The organism is Clostridium sp. BSD9I1 (genome assembly GCF_900185645.1).
Lineage (GTDB): Bacteria > Bacillota > Clostridia > Clostridiales > Clostridiaceae > Clostridium_AK.
Genome location: NZ_FYAM01000004.1, coordinates 254,898 through 271,725, shown reverse-complemented (window position 1 = coordinate 271,725; position 16,828 = coordinate 254,898). Strand labels below are relative to the sequence as shown.

Genomic DNA, 16,828 nt, shown 5'->3' with positions numbered 1-16,828 from the left:
TGTCTCATAGTACATGAACATGTACCATGGAACAGTCCTTTCTTTCTTAAGCGGTTGCTAGATTTTCTATTCTTATTATATTTTCAATTTTCTCAGAGTCCTCTAAGGCATTTATCATATTAATGGAATTATTAATACTTTCCTCTACTGTGCTGTGAGTTATAAATACCAAAGACACCTCTTCCTCTCTTTTGCCCTTTTGAATTACAGAAAGAATACTTACATTGTTTTCACCAAATATAGATGATATTTCTCCTAGAACACCAGGCTTATCCTTTACTGTTATTCTAATATAATATTCACATTGAACCTTTTGCATATCCCTTACTTCTCTATATTGATTACTTTCTGAGTATGGATGATAAGCAAACTTATCCTTATTTCTTAATATAGAAACTATATCTCCTACTACAGCACTGCCTGTAGGAAGTTCTCCAGCACCTCTACCATATAGCATTAAATCCCCTACTGCATTACCTTTTAGAAAAATAGCATTAAAGGAGTCATTCACATTGGCTAATGGATGTTCAGCAGGTATCATAGTTGGGTGTACTCTTAATTCTAACTCACCATTTACTTCCTTAATTATACCTAATAGCTTTATTACATAACCAAATTCTCTTGCGTATTCTATATCAATAGGCTTTATATTAGTTATTCCTTCTCTATAAATTGAATTTACATCTACAATTGTATCAAAAGCTAAAGATGATAAAATGCATAATTTATAAACTGCGTCAAATGCTTCTACATCTGAAGTAGGATCTGCTTCAGCATACCCCTTACTTTGAGCTTCTGATAAGGCTTCACCAAAGCTTATTTTCTCATGTGTCATTTTAGTTAAAATATAATTTGTAGTACCATTTATTATTCCTATTACTTCCTCTATCTTATTTGCTACAAGATTATCATTTAAGCCATGAATTATAGGTATTCCACCTCCGACACTGCCTTCATAGTGGAACATTACTCCTTCTTCTCTAGAAGTTTTAAAAAGAATTTCTGCATTTGTAGCTATAGCCATTTTATTTGCTGTAACTATATGCTTCTTTCTTCTCATCCCTTGTATCATATAGTCAATGGCAGGTTCTACCCCTCCCATGACTTCCACAAGGATTTCAATGCTGTCGTCTTCAATAATCTCTTCAAAATTTGTAGTAAATAACTCCTTTGGTACTTCCAGGTTTCGTTCCTTATTAATATCTCTCACAAGGATTTTGCTAATTTCAATATCGTATCCCGATCTCTTTAAAATTTCATCTTTGTTCATGTTTAATATTTTCCAAACGCCTTTACCCACATTCCCAAGGCCTAATAAAGCTATTTTTACTTTTTGCATACATACTTCCCCCAATTCATAATTTATAAAGGCTTATTTCGAAAATGCGTTATATATTGCTCTTACTGCATTTTCAAAGTTACTATTTTCAACTCCCACGATTATATTTATCTCGCTAGAACCCTGACTTATCATGGTTACATTTATGTCCTCCTTGGCTAAAGCTTCAAAAATTTTAGCTGATATTCCTATTGTCCTTAACATACCTATGCCAACTACAGCTACTAATGCTATATCAGGATGTACATCTATAGAATCAGGTTTACATTTAATTTCTATTTCCTTTATTATTCTTTCTAATTTACCATCAAGCTGTGATTGTGCTATAACAAGGGATACTGTATCTACCCCTGAAGGGATATGTTCAAAGGATACACTATTATCTTCTAATACTGAAAGAATTCTTCTACAATAGCCCTGTTCTATATTCATCATACTTTTTTCAATAGTTATAATGGTAAAATCCTTTTTTCCTGCTACTCCTGTAATACTTCCTGCGTAGCTTGCTGGTAATAAATCATTTATTATATAAGTTCCTTCATCATCAGGACTATTTGTATTTTTAATATTTATGGGTATATTTGCCTTTCTTACAGGAAAGATTGCTTCTTCATGTAATACTGTAGCTCCCATGTAAGACAGTTCTCTTAGTTCTCTATAGGTAATATTTTTAATATTCTTAGGGTTTTCTACTATTCTAGGGTCTGCCATTAAAAATCCAGATACATCTGTCCAGTTTTCATATAAATTTGCATTTACTCCCCTTGCAATAATGGACCCAGTTACGTCTGAACCACCTCTTGAAAAGGTTCTTACCTCTCCATTTGGCATAGCGCCATAAAATCCAGGTATTACTGCCTTATCTATCTTTAGTAATCTTTCACTTACAGCTCTTTGAGTTCTTTCTTCATCAAAAACTCCCTTTCCATTAAAGAAAACCATCTCTACTGGATCAACGAACTCATATTTAAGAAAATCAGCTAATATAAGTCCATTTAAATACTCCCCTCTACTTGCTGTATAATCCGCAGAGGCTCCTTGTGCTATATTAGCTTTTATCTCTTTCAAGTATTTTTTAATATCGATGGTTACATCTAGTTCTTGTACTAGTTCTAAAAATCTATTTTCAATTACGTTAAATACATCCCCAAATGGAATGTTCTGTTCAACATGAGCATGACATAAATAAAGTAAATCTGTAATTTTATGATCTTCTTTATATCTTTTCCCTGGTGCTGATGGAACTATATATCTTCTATTTTTATTAGCTAGTGCTATAGATTTAACCTTATTAAATTGGGCACTGTCTGCAAGAGAGCTTCCCCCAAATTTAGCAACTATTACATTATCCATTGTTATTACCCCACTTTTTTAAAATTTAATATTCCCTTACCGTAGCCCCTTTTAAATCTAAATAAAGCTCCTTTATAATCCATTCTCCATTTAAACTTTTTAACGCACTTTTTATATTATTATAAAACTCCATGTTTTTTTCTTCTAATAATGTCATTATTGTAGGACCTGCTCCACTTAAAAATACCCCTAGCGCCCCTAGTTCTTTACTTGTATTTACAACTTCCTCATAAGATTCAATTAATTTACCTCTATAAGGCTGATGAAGCTTGTCCTGACATGCTACTTTTAACATATCAAAATTCCCATTTATAAGTGATGTTATCATAAGAGATACTCTTCCTACATTAAATATGGCATCTTTATAGGATACCTCCTTTGGAAGAACAGCTCTACTTTTTTCTGTAGATAATCTAAAATCAGGAATTAATGAACAAAACTTAACTCCTTCTTTTATGTTTATTTTATCGAAATACACACTATGATTTTCATAAATTGCTGTAGTCATGCCTCCTAGAAGTGCAGGCACTATGTTATCAGGGTGACCTTCTATTTCTGTAGCTAATGTTAATATATCCTCTGTATCTAATTTATTTCCTGCAATACTATTAGCTCCTAGTACCCCTGCAACTATACAAGATGCACTGCTACCTAATCCTCTTGATGGAGGTATATCTGACTTTATTGATATTTTTATTCCCTTTTCCTCATATCCTATTTTTTCAAAGCACCTTTTCATAGACGTATATACTAAATTATTTTCATCTCTATACTGTTCTTCACAGCCTTCTATGGTTAATCCCTTTTCTATTTCTTCTATATAAAATTTGTTATATAAATTCAACGCTACACCTAAAGTATCAAAGCCAGGTCCAAAATTAGCACTTGTAGCTGGTACTACTACTTCTATCATACTTATCACCTATACCTTAAGAAATTTTTTTATTTCTTCTTTTATTTCTTCCTTTTTACATACATTATTATGAAGTATATCTTTACTCTCTATATTATTTATAGCATTTGGAATCTCTACTTCCGCAAAAGAAGAAAGTTTATGCACTAAATCAAAATCACTGAGCTTATCATTATCTATTTTTAATGCCTTACATACATCTCTAGGAAATTTGAACGGACTAGCTGTGGATACAACGATAGTTTTTCTATTATCTCCAGTAGCTTGTTTATAATCTGCATATGCCTTATAAGCTACGGCCGTATGTGTGTCAACTAAATATGATGTATCTTCAAAAATATCTCTTATAGCTTTATAAGTTTCTTCATCACTAGCAAAATTAGAGTAAAAACTATCCAATTCATTTTTCATATTTTCATCTATAATATATTGGCCTTTATCATTTAGTTCTCTCATAAACCTATCTATTTTGTGATTATTTTCATTGCTAATATGATATAAAAGCCTTTCCAAATTACTAGAAACCAATATATCCATGGAAGGAGAAATTGTTACTTTAAACTCTCTATTTTTGTTATATATTCCTTCATTAAAGAAATCACAAAGTACATTATTCTCATTAGATGCACATATTAACTTATTTATAGGAAGTCCCATTTTTTTAGCATAATATGCAGCTAGAATGTTCCCAAAGTTTCCTGTAGGTACAGCAATATTTATGCTTTCTCCATCTTTAATTTCTCTATTCTTTAACATACATAAGTATGAATATATGTAATATACTATTTGTGGTACAAGTCTTCCTATGTTAATAGAGTTAGCAGATGAAAGCATACATTCCTTTTGTTCTAATAATTTATTAAAATCCTTATCGTTAAAAATTTCTTTAACAGCTTTTTGAGCATCATCAAAATTCCCATCAATTCCTACCACATAAGTGTTTATTCCCTCTTGAGTAATCATTTGCCTCTTCTGAATGGGACTTACCCCCTTTTCTGGAAAAAACACTATTACCTTTGTACCTTCTACATCAGCAAATCCTTCTAATGCAGCCTTTCCAGTATCCCCTGAGGTTGCTGTAAGTATTACTATTTCATCTTTTATATTTAACTTTCTAGAAGAAGTCTTCAATAAATGTGGCAATATAGATAGAGCCATATCCTTGAATGCTAAAGTAGGTCCATGGTATAGTTCTAAGAAAAAGTCATCGCCTATTTTAGCCACAGGAGCTATGTATTCATTTGTAAATTTATTATCATAAGCTTTATAAACGCAATCATTTATTTCTTCATCTGTAAAATCAGTAAAATATTTTTTTAGTATATATACTGATAATTGTTTATAATCATAAGAAGCTAACTCTGAAAAAGGTATATCAATTGTAGGAAATTCTATTGGTATATACAACCCTCCATCATCTGCAATTCCTTTTATAATAGCTTCAGAAGAAGTTATTTCTTTTCTGCCCCTTGTACTTGTATATGCTATTTTCAAGAATATCCCCCCATTAATTGTGTAATTTTTTCTTTTATATTATGCTACAATGTTTTTGTATAAAAGTCAAGTGTATTTTTATAACGAACAAATGATTTTTTGTAATTTTAGTCATATAAAAAAACACCTCAATAAATTGAGATGTTTTAAAAGGGAGAAGGCGACCTTGGGGTAAGGTCGCCTTTTATGGGTTTAATGGATGTTTATGGGATTATTATATTATTGAGCTGTGCTAATCTATAGAAGTTACATACTTCAATAAATTGTGCATTGCTCTCTGGTTTAGCCTAACATTTTCTTAAGATCTGCCTGTGCATCTCCGCTTATTAACTGTAAGTTAAATACATCTTGTAATACCTTTAATACTCCTGGAGTTATGAACTTTGGAGCTGAAGGTCCTACGTACATATTCTTAACTCCTAAGCTGAATAATCCTAATAGTACTGCAACAGCCTTTTGTTCGAACCATGATAATACTATTGTTAATGGTAATTCATTTATATCACATTCGAAAGCACCTGCTAACGCTATAGCAATTTTAGCAGCGGACCCTGAGTTGTTACATTGTCCTAAATCTATATATCTTGGAATATCTGTTCCTGGAACTGTTCCAAAGTCTATATCATTGAATCTGTACTTACCACAGGAAGTTGTAAGAATTACGCAATCCTTTGGTAATGTATTAGCCATTTCTCTATAGTAATCTCTTCCCTTAGTTGGAGCATCACATCCAGCTATAACGAAGAATCTCTTTATCTTTCCAGCTTTAACTGCATCTATTATTTCTGGAGCTATATCTAAAACTGTATTGTGATGGAATCCAGTTGTAAGCACTTTATCAGATTGAATGTTTGCCTTAGGTAAGGATAATGCTTTTTCAATTATTGGAGAAAAGTCATTATTTACTATTTTCTGGATGTTTTGCAATCCTGCTGTTCCATAAGTCCACATTCTATCAGCATAATGTCCAGTAGTTATTGGCATTAAGCAGTTTGTAGTACCTAGAATTGCTCCTGGGAATTCTTCAAATAATTTTCTCTGATCATACCAAGCCTTACCTACGTTACCCTTTAAGTGAGCATATTTCTTTAGCTCTGGGTATCCATGAGCTGGTAACATTTCTGAGTGAGTATATATGTTAATTCCTTTTCCCTCTGTCTGCTTTAATAATTCTTCTAAAGCATAAAGATTATGTCCTGTAACTAATATAGCATGTCCTTCAACTTTATCCTGTGAAACTACTACAGGTGTTGGAACTCCTAATTTTGAAGTATGAGCTCTGTCTAATAAATCCATTACTTTAACAGCTGCAGTACCAACTTTTAAAGTCATATTTATGTGTTCTTCTAAGCTAAAGTTTGAATTTGTAAGTGTTGTATATAATGCTTCGTGTGCTATAGCATCTACTTCTGGATCAATATATCCTAATTCTCTTGCATGAGTTGCATATGCCGCTACCCCTTTAAGTCCAAATATCATTATATCCTGTAAACTTGCTATATCAGGGTTCTTTCCACATACACCAAATTTAGTACATCCTGTCTGTGGTGTTTGTTCACATTGATAGCAGAACATTGGGTTTGGTTCCTGTACCACTGCCTTATTTAAAACTTCATTTTCTTCTTTGTTCTTAAAAAATCCAAACATATTATATCTCTCCTCCTGATTTAACTATTTATTTTAATTTTTATATTTTCTTTATTGCCTCGCTGTCTACAAGATATATAATACACTGGATTATATACAAAATCGGTAACGTATGAAACTAAATTTAAAATTTTATACTTTTTTAGTATAGTTTTATCATATATTTTACCTAAATTAATAATTACTATTTAATGAAAGAAAATCGGCTCTTGCCGATTTTCATCTTACACTATTTTTTATTCTTATTATTATCAGCATTACACAACATTTTGACTCTATATAAATAATAGTTTTCCTCACGTATCATATGGTCTGGAATTATGGGTGGTAATGCGCCCATTATGCTGCAGCACTGTCTTAAATCCTTAACTTTATCTAAAAACTCCACAAAGTCAGTTAAAGTTTTTTCTACCTCTATATTGAAATAAGCTACTGTACCATCACTTAGTTTAGTTCTTTCATACATCTTATACATTTCAAAAGCCTTTTTAAACAGTCCATCAAACTTCTTTGCAAATTTTCTTGCCTTTTTAGTAAATTCCACTTCTACTGCATCTAAGTCACAAGCTACAGCACTTGCATGTCCGGATGCATCTGCAAGCCATATCTTATGAAGGCGTAAATTTTCTAAAGTCTTATCAAAACTTGTATTATCTTTTAATATATATAAGACCTTGTAATACTCCATAGCTTCATTTATCATATGATTTAAAAAGGATGGTGTTAAGTTTAGTCCAATATCACATTTTAAAAGCTTAGTAAGTAAATCTGTCTTAAATCTTATGAATTGTTTAAGTACCTTCATATTATCAGATAGTACCTTTTCTAGCCTCTTACCCTTATAATTATCTTGTAACTCCTTTGCTTCTTTATTTAGCTCATCAAAGGACTTCATAAAATACTCTGTACTTTTAATAGCCTCCACTTCTTTAGGCGATAGAGCATTATACTGAAAAAGTGCATGATCCCTCATTATCCCAGTCCAAAATTCTATTTCCCTTTTTACATCAAACATGAAAATCCTCCATATAATTATCCACTAATCATTATATGAAGGACTATTGTTACATATGAATATAATTCGCTATCTACTATCACCTATGAAAAATACTGTAACAGTACCTGGGCCTGTATGCGATCCTATTCCCGGCCCAATTTGATTTATTATAAAATCTTTTACTTTAAATTCTTCAAGTATCATACTTTTTACTAGCTCAGCATCTGAAGCACAATCACTATGACTTATAAAAATCACTTGCTCTTCTGGATTAACAACCCTTTCTCTAAACTTATCAACTAGTGTTTTAAGGGCTTTCTTTCTTCCCTTTACTTTAGCTACAGGTATAAGCCTGCCTTCATCATCTACGTTAATCACAGGCTTTATATTCAGTAAGGTCCCAACTACCGCTTGAGTTCCTGATATACGACCTCCTCTTTTTAAATGATTTAAGTCATCTGCAATAACCCAATGATTTACCTTTAACTTATTTTTTTCTACCCAATTTACTATTTCCTCTTTAGAACATCCCTTTTCAAGCATATCATAAGCATAATAAACTATTAATCCTTCACCCAAAGATGCACTTTTAGTGTCAATTATAGTTATATCCGCATTTTTATATTCCTCTAATATTTCATCTTTAGCTATATTAGCACTATTTATACTTCCACTTAAAGCTGAAGAAAAGGCCAAATAAATTATTGATTTATTTTCCTTAACATGCTTTAAAAACTCCTCTTTATATGTTTCTGAGTTTACTTGAGCAGTAGTTGGCATTTCACCTTCCCTTACTGCATCATAAAATTCTTTATATGTTACGGTTTTCCCGAAATCATCGACAAACTCTCTTCCATTAAGCATAACGTTTATTCCAAGTGATGGTATATTATTTTTTTCAACGAAATCTCTTGGCAAATCGCTACAGGAATCAATCACTATAACCGTATTCATTAAGACTCCCCCCATCTCTACTACATAATTATACTATAATACACATACTCAATCTATCTATATAACTTATATTCGCACAAAGTTATATTATACACCTATTTCTATTTACAAGTATATATAAATTCATCAACCCCTAAAAAAATTTCAAATATATTTATAAGCTTTTAATGATTTTTAATTAATAATATTAATGCCTTAATTTAAGATAACAGCACTTAAATTAAGGTATTAATTTTTTTACTTGCTTTAATATAATATATACTATCACTCATCAAATCTTCTCTCTAAACACTTAATATATTCCTTTAGTTCATCTATTTGCCTTTGTAACTCTTTAATATTATCATAGTTATTAGACCCTTCCCCATCAGTTTCTTCATTACTTTCTTCAGCTTCTTCATTTAATTCTTGTATAAATAAAATATTTTCACCTATAAGCGATAAAATACTTCCTACAAGTTGTTGTTCAAAAGAAGTTAAATTTTCAGCAATTATTATACTTATAAATGAGGCCCATATGAGTAATTGATTGGGATTAATACATTTCTTTTCTCCCATATATTTTTACTCCCTTTATTATATCTATATTTCATATTATTTAAATTACTATGAAAGAGTTCTCACTTAATTATTATAAATTGTGCATATTATTATCCCCACTTTGTTTACAACTTCATAATATATATTAAATTAATGTAACACCCTTTCAGGAGGAATTATGAATATAGACCTAGTTTTTGAAGGTGGAGGAGTTAAGGCTATAAGTTATGTTGGAGTGCTTAAAGCATTAGAGGAGAATAATTATAAAATTAAGCGATGTGCAGGTAGTTCCGCTGGAGCTATAATTTCTGCTCTAATTATAGCTGGATACACTTCTAAAGAGTTAGAAGACATAATTTATAATACAGATTTTAAGTTGTTTAATAAAAATACCAAAGTAGGAAAGATACCTATTGTAGGCAACTTTATCTCACTACTAGTGAATAACGGAAAATATGATGGTTCCATAATCGAACAATGGATGGATACCTTACTTACAAAGAAAGGTATAACAAAGTTCAAAGACGTTATCGTAAATGGTAAAAGCACTTTAAAAATAATAGTTGCAGATATAACTAAAAGAAAAATGATAATAATTCCGGATGACCTGCCTGAATATGGGCTCGATCCTTTAGAGTTTAGCATTGCTAAAGCTATACGCATGAGCTGTTCTATTCCATTTTATTTTACTCCTGGGAAACTGGAATATTCTAACTTTACAAGCTATATTGTAGATGGAGGCTTACTTAGTAACTTTCCAATATGGATTTTCGACTCAGATAATGCTGATTATCCTACCATAGGAATTAAAATTAAAGACCTAGATAGTTACACCTCTCAAGGCAAGACAGGTATAATATCCTTTTTAAGGGATGTAATTGATGCGCCAATAAACGTAGACTCAGAAAACTTTGTAAGAAACAAGGATAGATTAAGAATTTTAATCATTGATTATGGAGCTAAAATAAAAGCTAGCGACTTCAAAAAGATAAATAAATATATAGCCCCACTAATTAAAAATGGATATGATCAAACTTTGAGTTTTTTTAAAGTTCGGTGTAGTTTGAATAGTTGATAGTCCCTAATCTCTAGTAACTTGAAATTTTAGAATAAAGTGTTTTGTGTACTAATACGAGGTACTAGGATTGAATGAACCCTTACTATGAAAGCTTTCTAAATTTCATGTATCCTAGCACCTTAATTCCTACTCCTAAAAGCGTTATTCACTTTTACTAAAGTCTATAATTTTTTCTTTATCATTAATATATACTATTGTCTCATTTGGAACAGTTTTAGAAATTATTTTTCCGCCTCTTATTGAATAAAGAACTGATACTTGTTTTCTAACTGCTTCGTAACCATTTTCTACTGGAAGTATTATAAGATTTCCCGGTTTTCCTTCTTCAATTCCATACTCATCTAATATATTTAATGTTCTTGCACTGTTTTTACTTATTAAATCTAATGAATTATTTATTTCATTATAGCCCATTACTTGGCATACATGAAGTCCTAAGTGAAGTACTTGAAGCATGTTTCCTGTTCCAAGTGGGTACCAAGGATCGAATATATCATCATGTCCGAAACACACATTAAGTCCTGCTTCCATTAACTCCTTTACTCTCGTTATCCCCCTTCTCTTTGGATAACTATCAAATCTTCCTTGAAGATGAGTATTGACTAAAGGATTAGCAACAAAATTTATACCTGATAGCTTTAAAAGCCTAAATAATTTATAGGTATACGCATTATTATAAGAATGCATCGCTGTAGTATGACTGGCAGTTACCTTAGGCCCAATATTATACTCATAGGCTTTAGCTGCCACCACTTCTAAAAACCTAGATTGTTCATCATCAATTTCATCACAATGTACATCTATAAGTTTATTATATTTTATTGCAAGTTCAAATATCTTCTCTATAGACTGTACTCCATATTCTCTCGTGAACTCAAAGTGAGGAATTGCACCTATAACATCTGCCCCTAGTTTTAGAGATTCTTCTAAAAGTTCAAATCCATTTGGATAAGAAAGTATTCCTTCCTGAGGAAAAGCTACTATTTGAAGAGTAACATAGTCCTTTAGTTCATCTCTAACTTCAATCAAGGCCTTTAGAGCAGTTAATTTTTCATCTGTAACATCTACATGAGTTCTTATATATTGAATTCCATTAGCTATTTGCCATTCAATCGCCTTCTTTGCCCTAGATTTAACATCTTCGACTGTAAGATACGGCTTTCTCTCTGCCCAGCACTGAATTCCTTCAAATAAAGTTCCACTTTCATTCCATCTAGGCTCTCCAGCAGTTAATGCTGCATCTAAATGCACATGAGGTTCTATGAACGGTGGCATCACAAGGCCGCCTTTTGCATCTATTATATTTTCATCTTTTAAATCTATGTTTTTATGAATTTTATTTATAATTCCATCTTTTATTAATATATCATAATGTCCTTCTCTTCCTTGTAATACTGCATTTTTTATTAACATAGTATTCCTCCATTAAGCACCTATTTTTATATTTTCCTTTTCTACATTCTTGTTATATACAACTTTTTTAATTACTACATGACATATAAAAGCCACAAGCACTCCATTTATAGAAGTTATCCCTGGTAAAAACTTAGCCGCTAAAACTCCTAGCACCCATGAGATTATTGCTGATAAATCAACTGTATTAAAACTACTTTCATTAATATTTCCATATTTACCTTTTCTAACTATAAAGTAATCTGCAATGATTATTCCGCCTATAGAGGGTATTAAAATCCCCAGTAAGTTTAACCAGCTTACAAAGTTATTGTAAATATATAGTGCACCTAAGGTTCCTATAATTCCATTAAACACTACAATTTTACTTTTAGGTATTTTAGTTATATTTGAAAAGCCAAGCCCTGAGGCATATAATGCATTATCATTAGTTGTCCATATATTAAATCCAAGTATTATAATAGCTGGTATTATAAGACCTTGTAAAAACATAACCTCTGATATATCTGACTGACCTGTAACCATTGCTCCTACTGCTCCAAATATGAACATAAGTGAATTTCCTATAAAAAATGCTACTGCTGTAGTTAAAACTCCTACCTTTTTATTTTGTGAAAATCTTGCAAAATCTGGTGTTAAAGTACCTCCACTTATAAAAGATCCTACGCACATGGTAAGTCCCGTGCCTATAGCTAGAGTTTCTTTTGGCTGAATATTTATAAGTCCTTGAATTCCTCCTACAGTAGCTGCTGCCTTAATTACTGAAAATCCTCCAAGTAGTGCTATAGATGGTACTGCTATTATGCTTAATACTGTAAGTGCTTTTATTCCTAAATAAGCTGTGGACGTCATAGCTACTCCTGCTATAAGAATTAATAAATACAAGTTTATGCCAGTTACCTTATGAACTGGAATTGCAAACATAGCAACTCCTACTCCAAACCACCCTACTTGAGTGATACCAAGCAGAAATGATACCAGATAAGAACCCTTTTCTCCAAAGGAATATCTAGCAAGCAAGTGTGTTGAAAGACCTGTATCTGATGCAATATATGCAAGTAAACTTGTATAAACTCCTAAAATTAAGTTACCAAATAACACTGTTATTAAAAAATCCTTAAATCCTAGTCCTATTCCAAGAGATCCTCCTGTCCACATGCTAGCTGAGAAGAATGTAAAACCCAACATTACTGCAAACATGGACCAAAACCCCTTTTTACTTTCATTTGATACCTCTTGAAGTGAAAAATCCTTATCATAATTTTTATTACTCATAAAAAACCCTCCTTAATTTTCATATCAGCACCATTAAGGAAAGAGTAATTATAAAACACAAAAGCTTCCTTTCAGAAACCTGAAAGGAAGCTTAATTTTATGCGTTATAAATTACTTAACTTATTAATAATTTAAAAACATATTAAATTATTAATATAACTTTATTTATAATACATTCCGCTAACCTTGTCAGTCTCTCTGGACCGAATTAAAGGTACTGATATCTATTTGTAACCATTATTTCACAAAAAATAAAAATTGTCAAGATAACATACTTTTGTAATTAATTGAATTCATAAATCATTTCCACATGAGGAATGCCATCTTCGCTATAGATTTCTGAACACTCCTTAAATCCAACTTCCTCATATAATCCTTTAGCATATACCTGAGCTGAAAGTTTTATGCATTTCCCCCCCATTTCTTCTTCAATTATTTCAATAGCATTTTTAAGCATTTTTGTAGCAAGGCCCTTTCTTCTATATTTATCATTTATAAGTACTCTTCCTATAGCAGCTTCATTATAAGACACCCCTGGGTATAAAAGTCTACAGTAAGCTGCTATATGTCCATTTTCCTCCAAATATAGATGTAGTGCTTTTAAGTCCTTATCATCACACTCTTCATAAGGGCAGTTTTGCTCTACTACAAAAACATTTATCCTTTCCTGCAAAATTTTATAAAGCTCATTGGGAGTAAGTTCATCAAACTTTTTTATGATCCAGTTCATTTCGATATCTCCTTATGTATTTATATTAACTAATTTCTAATAATAATTCTAAAGCCTCTTTTTAAAAATTTCAAGTTACTTGCCAGGTCCCAACAACCTAGCAAGTACTAGAACCATATACTATTCCCTAATGAAAACTTTCCCAAAATTCTCCTTGAGTATCAATTATATTCATAATCTGATTAAATGGTATTTTAAAAGTAGGAAATCCTGCTGCAAAGGGAGCTATTTCATAAGGAACAAAGTAAATATATAAATTGTTTTCATCCACATAAAATGGCTGATTTGGTGTTATCCCCTTATAAGCATCTGGGAATAAATACGAATACTTTTCATCATTTTTTATTTGGTTTCCTATAATATCACTAATAATCTTTACATAATTACTATTAGCTTTAAATAAATCCTTCAGTTCATAAAAACTTCCACTTACTAGATTTATGTGGGGGTAATTTTTTGTAGGCATTCCATGGGCTGCTCCAAAATAATACTGATAATCATTAAGCTCTAAAACAGTTAAACTCTTTTTGAAAAATTCTACCAAAAAATCCCCTGTATAGTTATAATCAAGCTTAGCATCGCTGCCTATATCCTTAACTTGAGACAATCCCTTTAACCTCTTATTTACTTCTTTCTCTATATTCTTGTCATCCATGCCCTGTACTTGTGGATAATACACTAAGTAATTTATATTAGGCTTAAATTTTTCTTCTATAATTTTATATTTATTACTTAAAGAAATTATTGTGTTTTGTCTCCATATTACTTTCCCTGTTTTGTCTAAATAAGATACTCTATAATCTATATTTGCCTTTATTAAATCCTCATCCATAGATACCGTTCCGCCACCACTTAATACAGGTAGACTTTTTACCTTATTTCCAGTTTTATCAATGAAAAATGTATTTTTATCATCACTTGCTGAAGCTAACCCATCTTTATAATCTGAAATACTGATATATATAAATTCTGTAAGGAATATTCCATTAATATCTGCAATTGCATATTTTGAACCTATATAAGGCTTTTCTGGGTCTATGGCCTTTCCTACAGCCACCATTCCTTCCCCTAGCAAGTTTACATCATTATACTCTGGCTTTATTATAAAATTTCCTTTTTTATCTATAAGTCCATATTTATTCTTAAAATCTTCAGAAGTATTCACCACAGCTCTTCCTTCCTCAAAAGCTTGAACTCCTGAATACTTAGGCACTATAACAACTTCTCCGCTCTCGTTAATAAATCCAAAATCACCTGCCGTATTTTCTTTAAAGGCTAAAAGTCCATCCCCCAAATCTCCTACAAAGTCATAATTATAAATTTTAAGTATATTGCCATTAAGGTCAATCATAGCATATTGATTATCTCTAATTTTAACTACTGCTTTGCCTTCTTTAAAATCACTAGCTGATTCATATTTAAGTGGTATCACTTCTTGTCCTCTCGTATCTAGATATCCGTAGAGTAACTTACCTTCTGAGTTTATATCATAAAATATGGCTCTTCCTTCATTGTAACTTCCTATATAACTATATCCCTTAGGAGTTAGTACTTTGCCCTTTTCATCTATTACCTTAAATACTCCATTGTCAAGCACCTGTGCAAGCCCTTCAGAAAATCCAGTAATTGTTTCATACTTTGGTTCTACGATAAAATTATTAGACTCATTTATAACTCCAGATTTACCTCTAACTTCTACCACGGCAAGACCATTACCTTCGAAGTCTTGAGCATAGTCATATTGGGGTTTAATTACAACATCACCTTTATTATCTATATACCCCCACTTTACTCCATTCAAAGCTTTAATAGATATAGGATATAACTTTGAAACTCTATTCCTTGTCATTAATAATGCCTTTTCTCTTAACCTAAATAATTCTTCTTTAGATGGATATTGATATTGAAGTTTCATAGCTGCATCAATAGATTTCAATGCCTCTTTTGGCTCTCCAGCTTTTATTTGAGCATCTGCCAAGTAGTACCAATAGAAACTTGCTTTGGGCATTTCCTTTACCCTTTCCTTATAAAATGTAACTACCTTCTTAAAATAATAAGGATATAGATCTGGTGCAGAAACTAATTTCCCATTTTCCCATCTATGAACTTCAATTTTATATGCTTCTCCTGTATCGTGAATCCAAACTACTATTTCATACTTTCCGTCTTTTCCCTTTTTACTTGATATATCTTCTATTTCAATCTTACTATACTCCAAGTCCGTAACTGCATATTTAAACCCTTGTTCCGTCCATGTTAAAATATCTAACATTGCCCATACTGCTCCAAATTGCCATCCTATAATTAAGTTATTAACTTTACTATTTGTAATTGGGAGAGCATTAAGATAGTTTATATCAAATCCTTTTCCTTTAATATTTGAAAGTACTCTCCACTTTCCAGAGTAGTTCTTTAGCACAATAATATTGTTTTGTCCATCTAGGTTATAAGCACCAACTAATTCTTTTCTTCCATCCCCATCTAAATCTGCTGCAATAATTGCGGGTCTCTTATAAGGTAACTTTAAAAATAAAAGCTTTGACTGAGGTGGTAAAAATTCTTTAAAGAAATTAATTAAGTATGCTTCACTCCACATCATAACAGAAACTTTCTCCTATATTTATTTCAAAATATTATATGAAAAAAAGTTTAATGTGTGATGACATATTTGTGAATTTATTCGCATAAAATATTACACACTTTTTTCCTGTTTTGAATAAGATACTAGTGTAGTTAATATATAAGGAGTGAAATTCATAATGTACTATTTAGACCCTGATCCAATGTCAATGGAAATCTTTGATGACGTTGATGAGACTTATGAAAATGAGGAAGTAATGCCCGTGCAATCTCCTATAGATATGCGTGGTGGAAAATGCAAACCAAAAAAAGCTAGATTTGAACAATCCCGTACAGCTTGTGCAAATATTAACGTTAAATGTACAAAACTAGGTCAGGCATATGTTCCTGATCAACCTTATTGTAATTTAGTATCTCTAAAAAAAGCATTACGTATGGGAACAATATTTGCAGACCTTTATGATCCTTACTTTGATAAAGATAATAAATGCTAAAATTAAAGCAACAATCAATTT

The 16,828-nt window shown here is 31.4% G+C and carries 14 protein-coding genes; 2 read left to right on the top strand and 12 right to left on the bottom strand.

All coding sequences use genetic code 11. The features are described from left to right. Window positions 1-46: 46 nt before the first annotated feature. The 8 genes from BSD9I1_RS01790 to BSD9I1_RS01755 all read right to left on the bottom strand — a co-directional run bounded on the left by BSD9I1_RS01790 (window position 47) and on the right by BSD9I1_RS01755 (window position 9,255). Window positions 47-1,339 carry a homoserine dehydrogenase gene (locus BSD9I1_RS01790; protein WP_186428862.1) on the bottom strand — a complete coding sequence of 431 codons (1,293 nt, stop codon included), beginning with the start codon at window positions 1,337-1,339 and terminating at the stop codon, window positions 47-49. Window positions 1,340-1,372: 33 nt separating this feature from the next. After that, on the bottom strand, window positions 1,373-2,692 hold the full coding sequence (locus tag BSD9I1_RS01785; protein WP_186428861.1) for an aspartate kinase: 1,320 nt from the start codon (window positions 2,690-2,692) through the stop codon (window positions 1,373-1,375). Window positions 2,693-2,717: 25 nt separating this feature from the next. Next, window positions 2,718-3,605 carry a homoserine kinase gene (thrB, locus tag BSD9I1_RS01780; RefSeq protein ID WP_186428860.1) on the bottom strand — a complete coding sequence of 296 codons (888 nt, stop codon included), beginning with the start codon at window positions 3,603-3,605 and terminating at the stop codon, window positions 2,718-2,720. 9 nt (window positions 3,606-3,614) lie between these two features. Next, complete coding sequence (gene thrC / locus BSD9I1_RS01775; protein ID WP_186428950.1) at window positions 3,615-5,093, bottom strand: threonine synthase; 1,479 nt, start codon at window positions 5,091-5,093, stop codon at window positions 3,615-3,617. 288 nt (window positions 5,094-5,381) lie between these two features. After that, complete coding sequence (hcp, locus tag BSD9I1_RS01770) at window positions 5,382-6,674, bottom strand: hydroxylamine reductase (protein WP_035307410.1); 1,293 nt, start codon at window positions 6,672-6,674, stop codon at window positions 5,382-5,384. Window positions 6,675-6,975: 301 nt separating this feature from the next. Then, window positions 6,976-7,761 (bottom strand): DUF2935 domain-containing protein, encoded by a 786-nt coding sequence (locus BSD9I1_RS01765; RefSeq protein ID WP_207653873.1) that lies wholly within the window; start codon window positions 7,759-7,761, stop codon window positions 6,976-6,978. Between the two features lie 69 nt (window positions 7,762-7,830). Beyond that, window positions 7,831-8,697, bottom strand: coding sequence for a DegV family protein (locus BSD9I1_RS01760; RefSeq protein WP_186428859.1), 867 nt, complete (start codon window positions 8,695-8,697; stop codon window positions 7,831-7,833). A gap of 264 nt (window positions 8,698-8,961) precedes the next feature. Continuing rightward, a complete protein-coding gene (locus tag BSD9I1_RS01755; RefSeq protein WP_035304950.1) occupies window positions 8,962-9,255 on the bottom strand; it encodes a hypothetical protein in 294 nt (97 codons plus the stop codon). Between the two features lie 160 nt (window positions 9,256-9,415). Between BSD9I1_RS01755 and BSD9I1_RS01750 the strand changes: the two genes are divergently transcribed. Beyond that, window positions 9,416-10,312 carry a patatin-like phospholipase family protein gene (locus BSD9I1_RS01750; RefSeq protein WP_186428858.1) on the top strand — a complete coding sequence of 299 codons (897 nt, stop codon included), beginning with the start codon at window positions 9,416-9,418 and terminating at the stop codon, window positions 10,310-10,312. Window positions 10,313-10,456: 144 nt separating this feature from the next. Here BSD9I1_RS01750 and codA read toward each other — a convergent pair whose 3' ends face one another. The 4 genes from codA to BSD9I1_RS01730 form a co-directional block, all read right to left on the bottom strand. Next, complete coding sequence (gene codA / locus BSD9I1_RS01745) at window positions 10,457-11,728, bottom strand: cytosine deaminase (protein WP_186428857.1); 1,272 nt, start codon at window positions 11,726-11,728, stop codon at window positions 10,457-10,459. A 12-nt stretch (window positions 11,729-11,740) separates the two neighbouring features. Beyond that, window positions 11,741-13,003 carry a cytosine permease gene (codB, locus tag BSD9I1_RS01740; RefSeq protein WP_186428856.1) on the bottom strand — a complete coding sequence of 421 codons (1,263 nt, stop codon included), beginning with the start codon at window positions 13,001-13,003 and terminating at the stop codon, window positions 11,741-11,743. Between the two features lie 283 nt (window positions 13,004-13,286). Next, window positions 13,287-13,733, bottom strand: coding sequence for a GNAT family N-acetyltransferase (locus BSD9I1_RS01735; protein ID WP_035304945.1), 447 nt, complete (start codon window positions 13,731-13,733; stop codon window positions 13,287-13,289). 127 nt (window positions 13,734-13,860) lie between these two features. Continuing rightward, the gene (locus BSD9I1_RS01730) at window positions 13,861-16,332 is read right to left on the bottom strand and encodes a WG repeat-containing protein (RefSeq protein WP_186428855.1); all 2,472 of its coding nucleotides are present in this window, start codon (window positions 16,330-16,332) and stop codon (window positions 13,861-13,863) included. Window positions 16,333-16,492: 160 nt separating this feature from the next. Between BSD9I1_RS01730 and BSD9I1_RS01725 the strand changes: the two genes are divergently transcribed. After that, window positions 16,493-16,807, top strand: coding sequence for a spore coat associated protein CotJA (locus BSD9I1_RS01725; protein WP_035304942.1), 315 nt, complete (start codon window positions 16,493-16,495; stop codon window positions 16,805-16,807). The last annotated feature ends 21 nt before the right edge of the window (window positions 16,808-16,828 follow it).